We start from the raw sequence: 1,898 nt of genomic DNA, 5'->3' as shown, positions 1-1,898 counted from the left end.
ACCTTGCATATATTCCTCCATAAAATTATGGAATTCGTTCCCTATCAACAATGAAATTATACTTATTGTTGAAATTAAAGAAATAAATAAGAGGTTTTTTCGAATTTTTTTGTTTTGTCTTAAATATTGTGCTAATGCCTCTGTGCCTGATATCCAAAAATCAAACATTATCTAGTTACTCCCTTCAGATGCTACTTAATTAGGTTTAATAGTATAATAGACTAAATCATTACAGATGAAAAGAATACTTGGAAATTCAAAAATATTCATGATTCGTTCTAGTTTAGCGGAAGCTTAGAGAGTCTGTGTTATTAGTTTAGTGAGTCTAAAAAGTACAAACGCACTTACACGTTCAGAATCGCTTCACTATTCTCATTCACTCACGCATTAGGTAAATATCCGACAAAACATCCCCTATTAATAATACTCGTCTTTTATCTAGTCTGCTTACAGAATCAAATATACCGTGTCCAGCGTACAGTAGAAATCTTGCATTAGGAAAACTTTTAAAGGGAACAGACTTGGTAGCCAACTATTAAAGTCCAAGTAAAAAAATGAGAAGTCCTTAAAGGACTCCTTGTTTTCTAGTTTCTAATAGACTTTCTCTCAATGGCATAAAAATATTCTCATAGTGATACCTAACCTGAGTAGACGATAGCTGATGTTTACTCGCAACTAGCATTTTCTGATTTAAAGGGTTATTACTGTCAACATGCAATATTCTTTGATGATTTTCTGGGTCTAAAGCGATAATTCCCATATCAAAAATCTTATGATGGTTAGGACATAATACAATCATATTTGATTTGTCATCAATTCCATGATGCAATTTATTAAAAGGCTGAATATGGTGAACTTCAGAATAAGAAATTCCATCAATAAATGTAATTTGTTCATTACATATTTGACAAGAGTTACCGTATATTTCTTTTAACTTTTTAACCTTGACCCTGTCTCTTAACAATCTATCAATGATATTAATTCTGGACTCTACCTTTTTTTTTTCAACTTCCTCATCATTAAAAACTTCTTCCGATTGAACCATCTCTAAAGAGAGTACGGAGAAGATTGGCTCTTTATCTCTGCTGGTTGTCATACAGTATTCCTCAAATGCTTGCTTAACAAAAGGAAGGAATCCGTACAATTCTATGATGTCCTGCAATGCAGAGCCCTTACTGTTGTATAAAGAATGTAAAACCATATTAGCCCTTAAATCCGTTATTAAAGGAGTAGGTACTCCTTCTTTTAAGGAAATATACTTTAACATGTATGATACTAAATCATGTGGAATGTAAACTCTTGATGCAATTTTAGAATCAAAACTTAACTCATTGGTTTTCCATGTATTGGCTATGAAGTGGGATTTTTGCCATGCCTTTTTTGTTGGGAAGGACATTCTTATCTTATGATATTCCTTAATATACTCAGCATTTTTCCCTCGCATTAAAATAAATGGAACAGTCGATTGACTAGAAAAATTCCTAACCTTAACGTAATCCCCTTCAATAATAACATCATCCATTTTCATGGCTTTTTCATGTTCTCCATTTGTAGGAAACATTTCCCCACTATCGTAACCTGCTGACAATGCTAATGATAAAGATGCCTTAACTGGATGCTGCTCCATCATTGTTTAGATGTTCATAATACCTATCGTCGAATAAACAATTAAAATCAAATTCCTTTGGAAAATAAACTGGTCTTCTTTTTTCTTTATTTGTCCATGACACCAATTCTTTAGTATCAATGGGAAACACGGGAACATTTCTTTTAGATACATTTAGAATTTCAACATAGTAATAATGATAAAAATTATTTAACGCATCATACTTTCCCTTCGGTTTAAGTTCTTCATCTTCGAATGAACTTGCGTAATAGACTTTCACCGAGTGCTGTTT

Annotated in this window: 2 protein-coding genes; both read right to left on the bottom strand. The window is 32.3% G+C overall.

Features of this window, described 5'->3' with window-relative positions; all coding sequences use genetic code 11:
* Nucleotides 1-565: 565 nt before the first annotated feature.
* Nucleotides 566-1,588, bottom strand: a complete 1,023-nt coding sequence (locus AC1DUW_RS27235) for an HNH endonuclease (RefSeq protein WP_477643979.1) — start codon at nt 1,586-1,588, stop codon at nt 566-568.
* Between the two features lie 19 nt (nt 1,589-1,607).
* Nucleotides 1,608-1,898: hypothetical protein (locus tag AC1DUW_RS27230; protein ID WP_477643978.1), on the bottom strand; the 291-nt coding region annotated here is incomplete at its 5' end.

Source organism: Peribacillus sp. P4_C12, assembly GCF_056402095.1.
The sequence above is the reverse complement of the archived record's forward strand: the minus strand, read 5'-3'. Positions and strand labels throughout refer to the sequence as shown.